Raw genomic sequence first — 17548 nt, 5'->3', positions numbered from 1 at the left:
TCAGGAGCGAACGCATAGACTTCTAAGCACTACTACTCCAACTGCATCGCTTTGCTAGCGGCCTCGATCGGATCAGTGTAGAACACTAGCTCCAGCTCGTCGAGAAGCTCATCTGGAATCCTGGCGAAATCCTCTTTGTTTTTTGCGGGAAGCAGGACTGTTGAGGCACCAGCGTCGACCGCCAGCTGAAGCTTGTCTACGAGGGAGTCTACTTCAACGAGCTCTCCCGTGAGACTCAGTCCACCGAGTGCGACCATTTGGGACCGGACAGGCCGATCCAGAATGCCGGAGATGATGCCGATAAGAAAGCCCATACTGATCTCAGTTCCTGTCTCAGCGTCCGAGGGATTCAGCACCTGCACCTTGATATCGTAGTCGTCGAGCGACTCATCCCGGGACAACTCCCGGATGTTCGCTTGCAGGTAATTTGTCGCGGTCTGGAACTCCTCTTTCATCTCTGTGCCTGTCGAGCCGGCGATGCTCGTCTTCCCGGAGCCGGGCAACGCCTGTGTTTCGATTCGGAAGACGGCGTTCTTGGATCCGGATTCGCCGATCGTATAGAGCGTGCCTGGCTGCTGTGTCCCGGGGGGGATCAGGGACTCCTCTGCTTCCTCGGGCACACTCACGAATGTTTCTTCGCGTGTTTCAAGATCGATGTATGAGAAGTTCACTGCCCGGTACTCCATACCCCCCATCCGTTTGAGCTGCTCTTTCACACGGCGTCGCCCTTCCATCGCCAGTTCGAGGTACTCTCTGAGTTCCTCCTTCGTGTACTCACCGTGCGGGTGAAGTAGTTTCAGTAGTCCCGAGACGGTCTTGCGGACGGCCTTTTCGTCTCGCTGGTTGAGATGATCGCCGAACGTGAACACCTCATTGATTGCGTCCCCGTACGACTCCTTGCGGAGCTCGCGAACGAACTCCGCGAAGTAGTCGACGATGAAGCCGAACTGATCACCAAAGAACGACGACTGCATCTTTGGTACTTCCCAGCCTGGTAGGTAGTAATGGAAGCGGTCGATCAGTGCGAGGTCCTGCATGTCCTCTGGGAACGGCTTGAACAAGTGAGAGCTCTTGAGTACACCCTCGACGTCAAGGTCGATATTGCCGACGTAGACCATTGACGCCTGTGCGGTCAGCTCCTCAGTACCGCGCGAGAAGCTTCCGGACTCCATATAGTCCTTGAGCATCTGGACGGCCTCCGAGTCCGAGAACTGCAGACCGCCGACCTCGTCGAACGCGACGACGTCCCAACGTCCAACGAGGCCAATCCGCCCCGTGTTAAGGTTCAAGAACAGTTTTGCGACGGTGGTTTTCCCACCGGAAATTAGTATAGAATGCGGGCTGATCTCCCGGTACAGGTAGCTTTTCCCGGTGCCGCGAGGGCCGAGCTCCACGTAGTTGTAGTTCGATTCGACGAGAGGGACACACCGGAGCAGAAATAGCATTTTCTCCCTGCGGTCAAATGAGGAAGGGTCATAGCCAATACTCTGGAGCAACAAGTCGAGCCACTCGTCGCGTGTGAACTCCCTGCGGCGTTCTTTCAGCTGGTCGAGATCGAGATTCGACACCTGAATCGGTTTGAACGAGTCAATACCGAACAAGCTCTTCTGGGAATTTGCGTTGTCGGGCAGATACTCGAGATCGATAACCGCCCAGACACCGCCGCCGAGTAGCTTCGGATGCTTGCTAACGAGATGCTCGTTGATCTCAACGTCGCTGAGCCCCAAGTTCACGAAGGACCCGATGTAGGCGTCCTGTTGTTCGTCGAGCCTGACGGTCACTTTGTCGATGACGCGATAGCGACCGCGTTCACGGACTTCACTTTTGACGAATTCAGCCTCATCCGGGCGGACGTAATGCTTCGAGAGAATCTTCTTAACCGTCTCCAACCCTTCCTCCATCGATTGCTCGTCATCGGTGGCACAGTACTGTCCGACGAGATATTCGAGGACATACGTCGGGACGTTTGCCCCGGCCTTGATATCCTGAACAAGGTCCTTTCGGACTACGCGGCCGGAGAAGACGTCGAGGGCCTTTTGATCGACGTCTCGAATAGACATACAACGGCAGAGGATTGGTGGCGTCAAAGGAATGTCGGTTATCTCATTCACGGTATCCACTCTGAGCGAAGAGCCGCGATCCTGAAAATTGGCGACGGAGGGAATCGACTCCGTAGCCATCCACGACCGTAACCTACCGCTCCGTGCCAAAGGACGAACTAGGGATGATCAAAAATAGCGTATCAAAGAAGAGAGGGTGTCAACGTTAGCGAGACAGACGCGAGGTAGAGAATCTGAGACTGCCCAGCCGAACTCTAATGTTGACTCCCCCCAAAGAAGAGTCACGAACGCTTCTCCACTTTCGGTACCAGCCGTAACCGACAGGGAAGAGCAGCAGTAAAACCAACCAATGAGACGATTTGAGACCGGAGATCGGGTTCGAATTGATATTCCGAATGAGGATGATCCCGATCATGAGCGACTCCACCGAAAACAGGGTACAATCGTCGAAATTCTCGAGGATGACGCTGGCAAAGAAACCGGCGATCAACGCGACTCACACTTATTTGCCGTTGACATTGATGAGGACACAATAGAACACCTTCGATGGAGAGATCTCCGACCTGCCTCAGATCAATAACCGTCTGTGTCGACCTGTACTATGGTCTCTATAACACCCTCCGTGAATGATACGGGATTGAAACAGGGTGGGATTTTTCACCCAATAATCTGAACTGCGGTTATGGCAGAAAACGAGGGTGAACAGTGCCACGCACTCACGAACGCTGGCAGTCGGTGTAGTCGACTCGCCAAGGACGGGCAGTTCTGCTTTCAGCACGATGAGACCGATGAGACGATCAACAGCGCCCCATCCACATCAGAGGGATACATCAATATCGTTTCTGAGCAGTTAAACTCAGCCTCTGCCGAACTTTCGGGTGCTTCGCAGGATGTCGCTCAAAATGTACGTGATATCCTTAACGAGACCGGTGATGTTGGGGCGGCGCTTCGCTCATGGGAATTCGGTGATGCGCTCGATGGATTCAAACGAGTAGTCGGGAAGACAGGGCCAACCGCGGGAACAGGAGCGCTGATCGGCGGCGTTCTTGGATCGCCGTTTGGACCCGCGGGGATTGCGGCGGGTGTATCGGTCGGGAGCTGGTATGGTGTCTATCGAAGTATCGATGACGACCGGGCAGTCGCAGCGTCAGTTGCTGAGGATGTCCCTGACGATGCGCCGATCGTGTCTTCAGAGAATGCAGCGATTGCGGAGGTTGGCCCGATACAAATGGCGATCCAGAGTGCCGTCGAAACTGAAGAGGAAGGGAGTGTCGAGTGGCTGCGGAGTACGCTGACTCGAGAACGGGATATGGACTCTGTCGCTGACGCACTCGACCAGGTGGAAGCCTATGAGAGGGCTGACGAGGCAACAAAATACTTCATAAGAGATGAGCAGAGCGGAGGCGTACTCTTGCTGATTTTCGGTGTCCCACAGGATAATTAAACATCCGCCCTTGCGTGGCAGTTTAGACGGGAAATTCTCTACACGTCGAAACCCATATCGTCGTCACCGAACAGCAGATCAAGCGCCACGCTTCGGCGCTCGATCGTTTCCCGTGTGTCTGTACTCACGAGTTCGAATGTGACGCTCGATTCACCGGCGAGCGCGCCCTGTTTCAATCGGATGGACGCACTATTTGAGCCAGGAGAGATCTCTAGTTCCACGGGATCTGCGACAGGCTCGTCATCGATACTGGCGCGGATTTCCAAGGTCGGTGTTCGATCGAACGAAACCTGCTCACTTTTCGCTTCCACATCGATAGAAACGATCGTATTCGTGATCGGGTCCGGAATCGACACATCATACGAGATGCTCGCACTCTCGTCGAGTTCTTCGGTTGTGACGGTAAGACATGGAACAAGCAATTCTTGAATCGATATCCCACCATGGAAGTAGCGCATATTCCCACCGCGAGCCCTGAAGCAGGCGACGCTTCGCGGGAACAGAAACTGCACGTTAGGAGCATCGATGCCCAGTGATTCGAGTGCCGCGCTCTCGAGCGTGATGTACTCGGCATCGCCGACGAGCGGGGTGTCCACGTCTGCGGCTGCAAACCGACGTTTGACGATCGGGGCCAAATCTGGTGCGTCGAGTTTCAGATCGTCGCTCAGGCGATCAGTGAAGAGGAATCCGTGATCAGCAGTGACAATAAAGCGCTCGTAGCCGGCGTAACGAAGCCGCTGGATTGCCTTTTGAACCTGAGTGACGTGGCCTTCTGCGCGCGCTAGGGCCTCGTCGTCGTCGATATTCTCGCCGAGTTTGTCGATGATTCCGGAGTAGAGGATCCTAGGTACTGGCTCCGCAGTCTGAAGATCCTCCAACGGTGTATCGAGAATATCGGTCAGATCTGCTACCTCGAACCCAGCACGTGCAAACCGATCGACCCGGGACTGTTTGTTCTCAGTTGGCTCTCCGTCAACAGTGATCTGGAGTTCATCATCCTCGACTGCGAGGCCTAACTGGCCAGGGAGGTGGGCAGCCATACCGACCTCAGTCACGGATGGCAGCGCCGCACTGACGGCTTCGAGCTGATGATCGAAATCATAGCTCAACTCGTCACGAAGCGTTTCGGCCAGCTCGTACCGGAGGCCATCACAAATGAAGATGGCCGTTTTCTCATTGGTCGCGGCATATTCATCGAAAAACTGTGTCTGCGGAGTCGTGAGTCGTGGTTCGTCGCCTAACCCCTCCGCAAGTGGGCGATTGACTGCTTTGAGAAAATCCATATACTGCTGAGTGATGCGATTCTTGAGAGTACTAAGTCCAGGTACGGGCGCAGCATCTTCCGTCGTTGCTTGGATGTACTGTCGGTAGTCCCGGTCGACGGTCCACCAGTCAGCAACGTAGCGGTCATGAAGTTCGCTTGGAGAGAACACCTGCTCATCGAGGGCTGTCTGTGCGTCGCCAATCCCATCCAGAGCGCTGAGCGCCGGTGCTAGCACGTCCCAATACCCGGCGTAACCTTCCTCATACCAGAATCCACGTCGACGCTCGCTGACGACCGAGTGGAGGTCGGCAGCGATTTCGGGGAGATCGACGTAATCGGCATCGTTCAACCGGTCGAGACAGAGCCGGACGAGGCCCTCGTCAATTCCGCGGAATGCCGTCGAATGCCAATCGACATTGCCGGAGTCGAGGACTGCAGTCTTGAGATCGTATTCCGCTGCAACCGAACGGGCGTACTCGACGTACGTCGCTGGATCGTGTTGCTGCCAGTACTCGCACAGCCGCTTGCTTTCAATTCGCTCGTCGGCCGCAAGTTCATCGTAACGGCTTGTTGGCGAACTGACTGCGACCTCGCCAAACAGGATTTCCGTCGCGATGTCTTCCGGGTCGAGGCTAGCGGAGATCCCGTACCGCTCATCAAGCAATGCCGACCAGTCGTCGGTCTGTCCGTACTCCTGAATCGTCTCTTCGTAGGCGTCTGGATCGTCGAGATATCGGAGGATCCACTCTGCGGGGTTGTCCTCCTGAGTGCCGAACAGAACACAAAAGAACGCCTTCCGTCGGGTAGCTTCATTCTGCCCCCAGGTACTGAACTCGTCGGGAATCGCGGATTCGTGTTCGATAAGGTACTGCGAGGCCGGAGAGCTAGAATCGACGTCCGCCCCCGTCCGATACTGCTTGCCGAGGCTGTGGATGTCCATAAACCACTCGGCGTCGTTTTTCGACGTCGGGACGTAGAACAGCCATTGCTCGTCGAGATCGGGATCTTCCTTCCAGACTCGGTGTTTCAGCTCGAGGAAGCTGTCTTCGTAGACGGCAACGTTGATGTCATCCGCGGCGAGCCCCGAGCGGATATCATCGATAGCGCCTGTGTAGGTCTCTTGGGAGTCGTACCAGACCCAGACATCGTGGCGGTGGAACTTCTCCCGGAGCTCGGTCACGATCCGTGCGGCGGTGTCTCCCATTGTCGTGGCGTACTGCAAGTAGGTTGATGTCTGTTTCGGGAACTCAGTGCCGGATGCTCACCATCTTTACAGTTGATGGCTCACTTTTCTCACTCAGCAATTCGATGACCCATCGGATTCAGAATGACAGATTTACGCGGTAGACATCCTATGCGTCGTTATTTCCGAACACCTCCTCATATACCGAGAACCGTCGAGATACCAAACGGGCGCTTTCCTCGATCCCCTCCTCCGAACTTCTCCGATAGCCCTCATATTCCTCTTTGACGGTATCGTAATCCAACGAATGGATCAGCCCAACTTCTGCGATCGCCAACCCTGCGAAAGTCGTGATCCGGAGCCCCTCGTCGATAGCGAATTTGTAGCCCCCACCATAGAGCCGGCTGAAGATCCCTCCACGGTGGTAGTTTGCCCAATGTCGGAGGTCAAGAAGCAGGTCGAAGAATGTTGGGCACGGGGAATCGGGATTTCGATGGAATCGGTCTCGGAGTTCATATATCGCTTCCAGCTCGTGTTCTGCGTTGGTGGCCAATCGTGACTCCAGCCTTTCCGGCTGCTCTGCCCAAGCGGGATACGGAATCGTCCAGTCGAACGCCTCATCCGAAAACCGCCCGACTGGAAACGGCATAAACGGATAGGCGTAGAGCGCGTCCTCCAATTCCGTCAACATAGAGGTTCGATGCTTCTTCCACATCTGTCCGTGGCTCCCGCCTCCACCCGATGCTCGAATCTCTTCGAACGTCGCTCGCATCAGGCCACTAAACGCCTTGTAGATTGCGTAGTAACACATCGTGATTCGCCACTCGGCTGTTCGCATTCGGTCCTCCACCGAACCATCGAGTGGGTCATTAAGCGCGAACCATCGCGCCACGCGTTCGAGAGGTTCTGTAGCGCCTTGTCCGGCGACGGATCCTCATCAGGGTTGGCGAAGAATGCAGTCAGTGTCTCACGGTTGGACTGGGCGTTCGCAACAATATGGTAGAGGACGTGGTTCTGGACTGATCGGAGACAAGATTCCCCCCATGCGGGCGTATTGTGCTGAACGCAACCGAGGTCGAGACCCCAACGAGATTCAGGATACTCATCTGGATAGGTATCGTCAACACCCTCACCGAACGGCCGTCCCTCTTCGTAGGTGTCGAAGTAACTCTCGGAGAGCGTCTGGAACAGCTCACCGACAGGCTTCCCGTACTTATAGAAATCCTTCGCATCGTGAGGCATGATCGGACTATCTCCTCCGGATTTCAAATACCTCCGGGGATCAGCTATTCAGTCCTAAACCAGTGAGGATCTCACCCCATCTACAGAGCATACGTCTTAAACGTCAGACCATCACGTTGTACTCGGAGACTCCCCCAATTAATTTATATTTTGTTAGATACTTTGTTCAGATAGCGTATTATCTATATTACGATATGCTTCTTCAAGTAGACCTATGTCTGGAACGCCATCAATAATAATAGAACCCGTTGCGAACAAAATTGAAAACCAATCTTGTTCATCTGGTCGATAGAATAGCCCAGGAAATTGCTCAGGTTCGTACTCTGTCTCGTCGATCCCCAAGGCTAGCACAGCAGCAGAGAGATCTATTTCTCTCTCGAGGTCGCCAGTTGTAACGAAGTATCGAATTTCCAATTCTGGGTGTATCTCAAGTCCCGTTTCATTTGTAATGCTAGAACAAAATATGTCAAATGCCTCTTTTGTTTCAGAGGTGGATTTGCCACCGGCAATATTGGATTTGCCAGATCGGTGTAATATTATAGTGGGTTCTAAATTATCGGAACGGAATACAACACCTGGAAATGACTCCGGTTCATACTGGGTATTGAACGGTTCAAACTCTACTTTAGCTATCGAATATAGATCAATTTCTGTACCGATTTGACCTCCACCAACAACATTCTGAATAGTAAGTTCACCCATTATTTCTGAATCGTTATAACCATCATCTCTTCAAGAGATTTCAGTTGAAAATCTAATTCTTATTTATCTGGAGTAGCTCGATTTTAATTTTGGCAGTCCTGTTTCAAGAATTTCGTATTGATCCCATTCTTTAATGTTCTCCCAAATTCCTTCGTTAGCATCAACGGAAACACCGTCGTCAATCATTTCGTCAATTGTATTTCGGAATTCTCTGATATCGTTGAGATCGTTTTGAACTTTCTCTTTTCGGTTCAAGAGTTCCTTGTCTGGGCTATCACTACTAGTCTGTGCGTCCAGGGTCTCAATTTCGTTTTCAAGCTCTTCTATGCGTGGGTCAAGGTATTGGCCGCGAAGTTTCGGAAGCGTGTTCGCATCTATTTCATGATAGTAAACGAAGCAACTGAATGCGCCTTCCGGACTTTCGAGTTGCCAGTAAATCGGAATACGCTGCCCTCGACGACGGTACTCTTTGCAATGATGATATCGGAAGAAGGATTCACGTAGCCAGTCTTCTATTGAACTTCCTAGGGAATCTTCAAGAGATGCCTGCATACTCGAACTTTCATCGAAAAGCCTTTCAAAGCAGGTCAAGATCTGCTCCCTTACGTTTTGACCGGCACTCTGGTCGAAACTTAATATCCCATCATCAACAGTTTCTATCTCCTGATTGACATCCCATCGTTCAAATATCAAACCTAAGGTAAATGATATAATATGGCCTGCAGATTGTTCGAGCCTCTCGTCACGATAAAGGTTCTCTCTATACCGAGCATCTGCGATTGTTATAGGGGATACTTCCAAATCTTCAGCTGCATCACGAACGTTTTCTGGGCCTTCAGCAATATTAGAAATCAGTTCCTCATATCTCTCTGATGTTAGCGTCTCTTCCGGAATTTTGTCACTGATGTTTTCATAATCAGTTTCTAAGTTTTCAACGGTGGGATATGATGAAAGGTTCTTAGGTAGATTATTGTAAAGTCGGTCACGCTCTTCTGTTGGGATTGAGTATTCGTCGTAGATTATCGGATCAATAAGTCCATGGATCACACCCACTTCTGCGTTGAGCTGATCCTTTTGATACAGAAGGTCTCTTACCCCACTCTGGATATGGTCGGTGAAAACTTCCGGAGCAAATTCATCACTGGTCTCATCCAATGAGACTAATTGCCTCCTGCGGTCCAATGCTTGGTTGACGAGATCCTCTACCTTTTTTTGTTGTTCAGGATCCGGATCAATTGGTAGTCGCTTTACGTCTCCAACTTCAAAATTCAATGACGGATTGATGCCATTTAGGAGGAATCGAACTAGGGTAGAGTTACCATATCCAAGTAAATAATTATCACTTATCTCATACGAGTATACGAAGTGCGATTTATGATAGAAGATAGTGTCATCTGGTTTTTTGCGAGCAACGGCATAATTTCCGAAACCCCGGAATGAGATTCCTTCTCGGAAATAGTAATCAGGGTTTTGGGGACGACTTCCGCTATATTCCTTTACTGCTTCACCTTCATTCTCCCAATTGAGATAATCACGTTGTGTATCATAGTATGGAGAGGAAGACCCACTTTTCTGATATGGGACATACTGACTTTCCAATTCTTCAGGTGGGACCTCCCAGTGCTTTCTTACAAACCGGTCATCGTCCCCCGTAGCTAGTCCTTGCTTCACTTCAACCGACTCTTCTATTGCAGGATATTTGGAGAAGAGATTAAGGATAGAATCACCAAACCAATACAGGAATGGCTGTCTTCCAATTGATAAGAAATCATCGGAATTAATCACATAAATGTCGTCTGGATTATTGTCATTCCTGATTTGTCCGACTAAGTTTTGCAATCCCTGTATTTTCTTCTCATAGTCCTCGTATTGATCTTGTTCATGGGTCATACGGTAGAAGCGTGTTTTGTCAAGTTTCTTCGGCTCACTATTGCGAAGAAGGAATGGAATAGTGTAGGCATCTTTTTGCTGGTCAAATCCATAACGAGAGAGGTGGACACCCTCGACAAATTGATGATTTTGGAGTAAAATACGGCGGAGTTTCCGGTAGCTATACGAGAACATATAGTTCTCCGGTGTGACTAGTGACGCATATCCCTCATCCTTCGCGAATTCCCAAGATCGTTGAATGAAGGCGGCATACAAATCGCGGGTCCCAACATATCCATCCTTAACATATTGTTTCAGATTCTCCCCCATTTTTGCGCTACCTAAGTAAGGCGGATTAGCGACCACAACATCATAATCATGAATGAGAATATCAAGAAGTTCAACAGTCTTTGATACCTCTGAAGCGAACATTTCGTCAACCGGGTTATCCTCATCGAGAGCAATGCGAGCAATTTCACGGGTATTCTCAAGTAACCGCTCTTTCACAGCCTCCCAGGACTCAGATTCACCATCCGAGAACGAAACAACAGAAGCCTGCTTTTCAAGTCCTCCGCTTTGCGTAAACTTGGATTGACCCGCTGATTCGAGTTCGTCCCGATATTCGTCGATGATTTCCTCGATACGCTCTTCTACTCGAACAAGGCTACCCCACTCACGGATATGTTCAAAGCTAGTCCATATCTGTTCGAGAATTTTTCTTTCGAACTCCGACTGTGACCGGCTGAGGACCTCCTGTTTTTTCTCACCGTTTATTAAAACAGCATCTGCCGAGGCGATATTTATTTGCTCAACTTCTGTATCGGGAGCCCGTGCTTTCGCTTTAAGATATAGTGACAATGCTGCGATTTGTGCTGCACCGGTATCAATATCGATCCCATATAGATTGTTTCGAAGAATCTCGCGTGGGATATACTTTTCAGGGATTTCTCCCTCCTCCAGATACATCTGGTAGAGTACGTCGAAGGCGTAGAAGAGCATATGTCCACTGCCACAAGCAGGGTCAACCACGGTAATGTCTTTCACCGCCTTTGTTTCTCTATCAATTAACGAGTCTTCCAGCGGGGCAAGATAGAAGCAATTCTCCTCATCATCGATATTCGTCCGTTCGCCCTGCATTTCGAGCCACGTCCGGCCCAGTGAGTTATCCACCATCCACTCGACGATATACCGGGGAGTGAACAGCTGGGTCTTCGTAGCGATGTCTGTCCCAGCGATTTTGTAGTTCTCTTCGTCGACGCGGTCGTCGATCTCTTCACGTTCTTCCTCACCAAAGTACTGGTATACCCAGCCCAGTGCCTCGTCGCTCTCCCAAGCCTCATTATCAATCGCATCCAGTTCGTCGAGAACGTCTCCCCGAACCTGCGCATCCAGATCGATAGCGGTGTGTTCGGACTCCTCGAAGATCATCCGAATCTCCGCACCGATCTCCTGATACGCAAGATCAAGTGCGGCACCGAAGCCGTCGTCGGGAGCAGCGGTTAGCTCGCCGGCGATCTCGGCCACGGTGTGATGCATATACGATCGACCGCCATACTCCGGGCGCTCGGTGATAGTCTCCTCGACGAGCCCGCGAACTTCGATGCATTTCAGTGCGACAAATCGGTTGAGATAGGCCTTCGTCGCTTCGCGGACGTAGTTAGTGATCGACCGCTCCAGATCCCCGTCTGTTGATTCGAGTTCCCGTTCGAGCGCGGCATCTATTGTTCGCCGCGTGTGGCGGTCCTCCAGCGAAAGATGAGAGAGCTCTTCCAACGGTAGCCGCTCATCCTCATAGACCCCATATCGTTCCAGCTGCCGGCGGATCTCCGACTCAAGCGTATTCCGGGCCGAAAGGATGGTACTGCGAATCGTCGAGCGTTGCTCCGAACTCAAACCAGGTTGGCCGTGTGTCGTAGACATGAATTGAGGAGGATCGGACTCAGTAAGCCGCAGACGGGGGACTCGGTGAGAAAGTCACTCCCACCGCGAATCACCCATCGGCGGCGACATACCCTCAGTGAGCGCAGCCGGGGGCTTATACTTAGGGGAGTAGGATTGTTTCCCTCGATTCCAACGACAGATGGAAAACCCCCGACAAAAGCGACAGCCTAAGAGAATCGAACCTCGACGTCTTCCTCTTCGTCAAGGGCCGTGGCGACCGCATCACGAAGCTCGTCGATCGGTTCCTCAAGCTCCTCGATATCGGTGATCGTCTCGCTTCCGAAGATCGACTGGAGTTCGACCGTCTTGTGAACCGTGTCCTCGGGGCGCCGGCGATCGACCGCCTCGCGTGCCTGCTTCTCGTAGGAGTCGACCGTCTGAATGTGTTCGACTAACCGCCCGATGTCAGGCGAACGATCGAGATGATCACCAGCACTCACGTCAAGTGAGATCGATTCGTTACCGAGCCGACTAGCCAACGGCTGGAGTGCTGCCTTGAGGTCGCTCTCTTCCAATTCACCGTCAGCATATGACTGAACGCGGCCGATTGCGTCGGTATACACCTCGTGACGCTGCTCGTACAGATCCGTATAGGCGGATGCATACGCCTGAGCAGCCTTCTGGTATTCCGTCTGGGCGTTAGTCCAGTCGTCGACGACCTGCTCGCTCGAGAGAATAGTGTCCAACTTATCCGCCGCTTTGCGGGCCTCTGCGGAAACGGTCACGTGATCGGGTGTCTCGTCGGCCTGTTCGATGAGCGTCGCCCACTCATCGTTGAGGAACTTCGTGTACGTGCCGTACGTCTCGAGTCGGTCGGCCTCCACAAACGACTTGACGGCCTTGACTTTCGGTGTGAGTTGTTCCAGCTCATCCTCGAACTCGACGAACTGCTTGATTCGCTTGGCTGCCGTCGCCTGCTGATCAAGATTCTGGAGACGAGTTTCGAACGAATCCACAGCACCAAGGAGTGGGAACTGTACGCGTTCGAGCTCGCGCTTGATGCCCGCAGTCCAGCTCGTCCACGTGTCTATCACCTCACGGATCCCACCCTCGACAGCTTGGTCAGTGCGCTTGACCTTCTTGTCGAAGAGGCGGTCGAGGAGCTGCTTAGCGGCGTTGCGCGTGTCGGGATCAACCGTTTCTCGCTCATCGAAGGACGTATGCTTGAATTTGGAGACCTGCTCGAACAGCTCAGTCGCTCCGTCCTCCGTGTAGTTCTCGTAGGGGCGTTCCTGGTGAGTGGCGACGATCGATCCATTACGGAACAGCACTGCTGTCGCGAGACGCACGACGTCACGGCTCCATCCATACGGCGGCTGGCCGAAGTGTGCCACGAGGTCGCTTCCAGTGCGGTCCTCGCCGTCCTGTTCCCGCTGTTGGATCTCATCTTCGACCTCCGACGCGATTCGTGCCTCCGGGTTTAGCTCCCCGTCGAGCACGACATCCAGCTCTCGGAACACGCTCGGAGCTGAGGAGCCTTCGAGATCCTCGAAGATCTGCTCGAGATGACGGTCTTTGACGTTCGCGAGCCCGTGTTCCAGCTTCGTGAACACCCGCGGAATCGCCTCAGTAACGGGATCGCTGACAATCGAGGCGAGGTTCTTGTTCGACTCGTTGAGCTCCGTCGCGGTCCCGTTGTAGATCAGCGTTCCCTTCCGGAAGGCATCCGTCAGACGACGTTCGACCTCGTTTTGAAGTCGGTTGACGTCTTCCTGCTTCTGGGCGACCGCATCCTGCTGTTGTTCGCTGAGTTGCTCGCCGCGTTTATTGCGGAGAGTCTGCTCCACCTGTTGGATGCGCTCGAGATCGGACTTGAGATCGGCAGCCTCCTCGGCGTCAGCGATCCAGTAGATCGTATCTTCCTGAGAGAAGCTCTGCTGTTTGAGCGTTCGTTCGTCGACGTCTTCGTACAGCTGTTGGATCGGCGAGTATGCCTGGAGGAAGATATGCCCACCCGTGGAGAGCGTATCATCATCGACTTCGACCGTCACGTCGAATGACTGGCTTTCGTACCTGACGGAGGTGGTGCTATCGAGGAGATCATTAAGCAAGCGTTTCGAGAATCGCCGAACATCGCCCGGGCGAACATCTACGGACTTGATCTCGTTTTCGAGTTTTCGCTCGGTTTCCCTGAGGAACCGATATCCTTCCTCGCTCCGACCGACATACCCCGCCTCGACAAGGGCATCGAGGGCATCGTCAACGTCGTGGTGCAGCGAGGTGAGATCGGATGCATCCGTGATCTCCCCCTGTAGCGTAGTCGCAATATTGTCGGCCGTGTTCGGCACCCAATCGAGTTCTTGGAGGAGATACAGTGACTTGAGCACTCGTCGTGCGAGTTCATTGTCGGAGTTTTTCGGGGCGGCCTCCTCGATAGAACTGACGTCGGCGTCCGGAATCTCCTCTTTGATCTCGTCGAAGATTAGATCAAGCGTGACCAACTCGCCAAGCTGGCTATTATACAGCAAGTCCGAATCCTTGAGAACGCTTTGAGTGACGTCGATGAGTGTTCGCTCGCGTCCAGTCAAGCGATCATCGGATCCCTCACCCCTGAGTGCTCCGAAAATTGCGGGGAGGATATCCAGCTGATACGGGAGGAATGGGTAACACTCGATGAAGTTTTCGCGGCTGATCTCTTTGAGATCGCGGCCGGAGTCGATCTTGTAGCGGGCCGAGAGCGTTCCATCCCGCTCGTCGAAGAGTTGCCCGAGTTCCTCGTGGTACTGCGGATCTTTCTGGAGAATGCGCTCGCGGACGATTTTGTCAAGATCCTCCGACCGAAGGTTGTACCGGTTCGGGAACCGGTCACGGACCTTATTCTGCTCCTCCTGGTTGACGAGCACTCCTTCGACAAGTTCCTTCAGTTCCTCTTGGGAAGTCACGCCGAGCCACAGTTTACCCTGGCCCTGCCGGCCGAATTCCTCGACAATACTCTGGAGTGTGAGGATCTTTTGCTGATCGTCACCGATGAACTGAGAGATCTCGTCGATGAAGACGAAGTATCGGTGGTCGTTCCCTGTTTCTTCCTCCTTCCGCTCGACGTGATCGAGGATCTTTTCAGTTAGCGTGGTTGCGTTGATGAGCACACCTTCCTCGACGTCCTCGATTGCTTGTTCAGCGTTCTCCTCATCAAACGCTGGCGTACAGGCAGCGAGCGCCTGTTTCACGTGCGGCCGTAGGAAGGCTGCACGGGTACGGACCTCCTCCCAGGGTTCCCCACGCTGTTCCTCGATGGCCTCTTTGAACGCTTCATACCGGCCTTCAGCTTCGAGGTCCTCCTCGAGCGCTGCAACCCACGGCATCGCTGCGTAGCCACGTTGGATATTGAACTCGCGATGGATGATCTCCGTGATCGACTCCGCTTCCGTCGCATCGGCTTTCGCGCCGATCTGGAACATCATCACTTCGGAGTCGAATTTCCGGTTGACACCTCCCACTGATCCCCGGAGCATCTCGTTTTCCGTCCGCTGGGTGAAGATCTCGGAAGCCGTGTTCCCTCCTGGAAGTTCCTCGTTTTCGAGGATATAGCCGAGAATCTTCATGAAGTGGCTCTTCCCCGAGCCGAAGAACCCCGAGATCCACATCCCGATGTCCTCTGTTTGGTTGTGTTCGGTGTCCGTGATCGCCTCAAGGGCGTCGAGGAAGTATTGCTCGAGCTGCGGCGTGAGGATGTATTCTTCGAGTTCCTGCTGAACGAGCTCCGGGTCGTCATTATCGACTTTGACGACCTCGTTGATCTCACGGGTGATTTCCCGGTAGAAGATCTCGTTTATTTTGGTCGCGGATGTGGTTCCACTCATATTAGAATACCTTGGCGCGGTAGTACGTTCCTTCTGTCCCGTTGAGGAATCTTAAACTCTTATCCTCTGTTGTCGCTGGATAGAAGAACACGATCGGGACATCCGACTCGACTTCACCCTCCAGCAACGACATAAGCAGTGAGGCGCTCGCGAACGGGTACAGAATTCCCATCCGGTATATGAGTACGGTATCGGCAGCTTCAGACGCTTCGATAATTCGGGTCGGCAGCGGGCCCAGAGAGTTTCCGGGTTCGAGCAGTGCCTGCTTGAGCCCATCTGACAGTTCATCCGGTGCGTGCTGTTCGCGCTCAAACACCCCCTCAGTAATGCCCTGATCCTCGAGTGTCTGGAAGAACAGATCACGCATATCGATGAGATCGACGTTCTGGTCGTTGAACTGTAACTTCTCAGCGAACCCCTCGATTTCGGGTTCGACGTCGAGTTCGTCGTTCGGTGGGTATGTGAATACAATGAACGGTACGCCGGTTCGTTTGCCCACTTTATCTCGATTCCGCAACACAAGATCCTCTAGCTCCTCGAGCCGATCGTTGATGTTAGAAGGCATTGATGAGTGCCTCCGTATCGTCGTATAATCGTTCGAGCCGTTCGGTGCTACCTAGCTTCTCGTATCGAACGTATGAGGAACTAATATCCTGCAGTCGGCGGCGAACGTCTTCTTCGTCGAGGAGAAGCAGCTGCCAATCTTCATGCTCGATGATACCAGCGGCCGTATCCACGCCAGCATCGAACAGGCGATACACCACGTACGCGATCGCCTCGTCTGGAATGTATGTGATCGCGAATTCCTTGCGCTGGCGTCCTTCGAGCAGTCCGAAATTTTTCATCGCAGCGAGATACTTGCTTGCCGCTTCCTCAATGGTCGTATCCGTCCGATCGCGCAGGCCGTCGTACTCGTCCTGAATATTTTCGAGGAACTCTACGACTTCCTCCGAGCGAACCGAAAGGGTTCCTTGTTCGAACTCCGGATATAGGTATTCGAGAGTCACCAGCCGGATGAACGGATCCTGTGCGAACTCGTAGTAAAGACACCAGTTCTCAACATCATCCCGCAAATCCGCATCGAGCACACGCATCAACGGCGTCGTCGTGTATGTCTCCTTGTCGGGAATATACCGCCGTGCAACCTCTCTGAGGATGTTTTTACGATAGTAGTCGGTCGACTTGTTGAGAATGTTCTCTTCGACGACGCGTTCCTTCAGGGCATCAAACGACTCGAGCCGTCGGTACTCACGGAGCAGAAGTTTCGTCTCATCGAGGTATGCGCCGTGGTGGGCGATTTTCGGATCCAATTCGAGTGTTGACTCTTCATCCGATTCCTCCTGTTGCTCATTCTGGTCGTCAGGGGCATCCGAACGCCCCGATTCGACATCACCGCCAGCTGGTTCGTTATCTTGTGGTGTCATGCTTGGATACTGAAGTATGGAACTCGTAGCGTCTCCTGTGTCGAAGCTCCGTATGCCCCAAAGCACTGTAGGGCGACGTCGCGGAGAGAGTCATGATCTTGCAGCGCATCGGCATCGATGGAACCAATCTCGATCGGCCCTTGAGTTCCAGTCTCGATATCACTCATCTCATCGACTACGGATGCCGTCCAGCCTGGCTCAGTAAACGCCGCCTCCAGTTCTTCCAGATGCGAGAACGTAGACTCACCGTCAATATCCTCGAGTAGTGCTTCGAGCTGGGCCTCACCCGTCGGGCCAAGATAGAACAGCGACAGTGAATCATCAGGGGTCGCTTCGCGTTCGACCTTCCGCCCGACCTGCATTGCAAGATCAAACCGCGCCTTTACGCGGGTTTTTGGCGTCACTTCGGCTAATGAGTCACGCCCCAGCGACGTGAACACACGGGAGTCCCACCAGGAGTTGTTCTCCGACTCACCAAGACGTTCGACGAGCAGTCGAACCGCGAGCACATCGCGGAACAGATCTTCCTCGATACCTAAGGCCTGCAGTTCCTCCCGTGTAGTCTCGAGGACATCATCGAGCGCAAATTCCGACATAGATATCGCCACACGGGGTGGAA

The 17548-nt window shown here is 53.0% G+C and carries 12 protein-coding genes; 3 read left to right on the top strand and 9 right to left on the bottom strand.

Going from position 1 to position 17548, the window contains the following annotated elements; genetic code table 11:
- Positions 1-32: 32 nt before the first annotated feature.
- Positions 33-2060: a protease Lon-related BREX system protein BrxL gene (brxL, locus tag P0Y41_RS17490; protein ID WP_284063816.1), complete on the bottom strand. Its 2028-nt coding sequence runs from the start codon at positions 2058-2060 to the stop codon at positions 33-35.
- Between the two features lie 349 nt (positions 2061-2409).
- On the opposite strand from brxL, the gene P0Y41_RS18150 reads away from it, so the two are divergent.
- The gene (locus tag P0Y41_RS18150; RefSeq protein ID WP_284063815.1) at positions 2410-2640 is read left to right on the top strand and encodes a DUF8139 family protein; all 231 of its coding nucleotides are present in this window, start codon (positions 2410-2412) and stop codon (positions 2638-2640) included.
- A gap of 102 nt (positions 2641-2742) precedes the next feature.
- Positions 2743-3504, top strand: coding sequence for a gas vesicle protein GvpO, halophile-type (gene gvpO, locus P0Y41_RS17480; RefSeq protein ID WP_284063814.1), 762 nt, complete (start codon positions 2743-2745; stop codon positions 3502-3504).
- A 38-nt stretch (positions 3505-3542) separates the two neighbouring features.
- On the opposite strand, the gene P0Y41_RS17475 is transcribed toward gvpO, so the two are convergent.
- Positions 3543-5972, bottom strand: a complete 2430-nt coding sequence (locus P0Y41_RS17475; protein ID WP_284063813.1) for a PglZ domain-containing protein — start codon at positions 5970-5972, stop codon at positions 3543-3545.
- Between the two features lie 148 nt (positions 5973-6120).
- Positions 6121-6789, bottom strand: a complete 669-nt coding sequence (locus P0Y41_RS17470) for a hypothetical protein (protein ID WP_284063812.1) — start codon at positions 6787-6789, stop codon at positions 6121-6123.
- 218 nt (positions 6790-7007) lie between these two features.
- On the opposite strand from P0Y41_RS17470, the gene P0Y41_RS17465 reads away from it, so the two are divergent.
- On the top strand, positions 7008-7259 hold the full coding sequence (locus tag P0Y41_RS17465) for a hypothetical protein (protein ID WP_284063811.1): 252 nt from the start codon (positions 7008-7010) through the stop codon (positions 7257-7259).
- An 87-nt stretch (positions 7260-7346) separates the two neighbouring features.
- Here P0Y41_RS17465 and P0Y41_RS17460 read toward each other — a convergent pair whose 3' ends face one another.
- The 6 genes from P0Y41_RS17460 to P0Y41_RS17435 form a co-directional block, all read right to left on the bottom strand.
- Positions 7347-7895 carry a TATA-box-binding protein gene (locus P0Y41_RS17460; protein ID WP_284063810.1) on the bottom strand — a complete coding sequence of 183 codons (549 nt, stop codon included), beginning with the start codon at positions 7893-7895 and terminating at the stop codon, positions 7347-7349.
- Positions 7896-7958: 63 nt separating this feature from the next.
- Positions 7959-11657: a BREX-1 system adenine-specific DNA-methyltransferase PglX gene (gene pglX, locus P0Y41_RS17455; RefSeq protein WP_284063809.1), complete on the bottom strand. Its 3699-nt coding sequence runs from the start codon at positions 11655-11657 to the stop codon at positions 7959-7961.
- 215 nt (positions 11658-11872) lie between these two features.
- Positions 11873-15505, bottom strand: coding sequence for a BREX system P-loop protein BrxC (gene brxC / locus P0Y41_RS17450; RefSeq protein ID WP_284063882.1), 3633 nt, complete (start codon positions 15503-15505; stop codon positions 11873-11875).
- Position 15506: 1 nt separating this feature from the next.
- Positions 15507-16070, bottom strand: coding sequence for a BREX protein BrxB domain-containing protein (locus P0Y41_RS17445; RefSeq protein ID WP_284063881.1), 564 nt, complete (start codon positions 16068-16070; stop codon positions 15507-15509).
- Positions 16060-16929 carry a BrxA family protein gene (locus P0Y41_RS17440; RefSeq protein WP_284063880.1) on the bottom strand — a complete coding sequence of 290 codons (870 nt, stop codon included), beginning with the start codon at positions 16927-16929 and terminating at the stop codon, positions 16060-16062. The genes P0Y41_RS17445 and P0Y41_RS17440 overlap by 11 nt, the downstream gene beginning before the upstream one ends.
- Positions 16926-17525 (bottom strand): BrxE family protein, encoded by a 600-nt coding sequence (locus P0Y41_RS17435; protein ID WP_284063879.1) that lies wholly within the window; start codon positions 17523-17525, stop codon positions 16926-16928. The genes P0Y41_RS17440 and P0Y41_RS17435 overlap by 4 nt, the downstream gene beginning before the upstream one ends.
- Positions 17526-17548: the final 23 nt, after the last annotated feature.

The sequence above is a fragment of the Halobaculum halobium genome (genome assembly GCF_030127145.1).
Classification (GTDB): domain Archaea; phylum Halobacteriota; class Halobacteria; order Halobacteriales; family Haloferacaceae; genus Halobaculum; species Halobaculum halobium.
This window is presented reverse-complemented; position numbering and strand designations above follow the sequence as displayed.